The organism is Clostridium sp. DFI.1.208 (genome assembly GCF_024463855.1).
Lineage (GTDB): Bacteria > Bacillota_I > Bacilli_A > Erysipelotrichales > Erysipelotrichaceae > Clostridium_AQ.
The window spans coordinates 1-252 of the sequence record NZ_JANGCA010000351.1 but is presented as its reverse complement, the minus strand read 5'-3'; the positions used below and the strand labels follow the sequence as shown (position 1 = coordinate 252).

General features: G+C 49.2%; 1 protein-coding gene. It reads left to right on the top strand.

What is annotated here, in order from left to right; translation table 11 throughout:
* Positions 1 to 252 (top strand): hypothetical protein (locus NE665_RS24650; RefSeq protein ID WP_256302799.1); only part of this gene is annotated, 252 nt, incomplete at both ends.

Genomic DNA, 252 nt, shown 5'->3' with positions numbered 1-252 from the left:
TCCAGAAGCTCATCCCTGCCTTCAGCGGAAGCACGCCGCAGTTCTTCTATTTCAAGGATGGAGAGATGAAGAAAACAGAGCAGGGTGTGATGAGTGAGCTCGCATGGCAGAATTACATGATCGACTGCGGACTCCTGGAAGGAAAGAAGATCAAAGAGGAAGCGGATACCTATCCACTGACACTGGGGGAGTATCTGCAGGATACGAGCATCACCGTATTGGGGAAGAAGCTGAAAAACAAAGAAAGCTTCT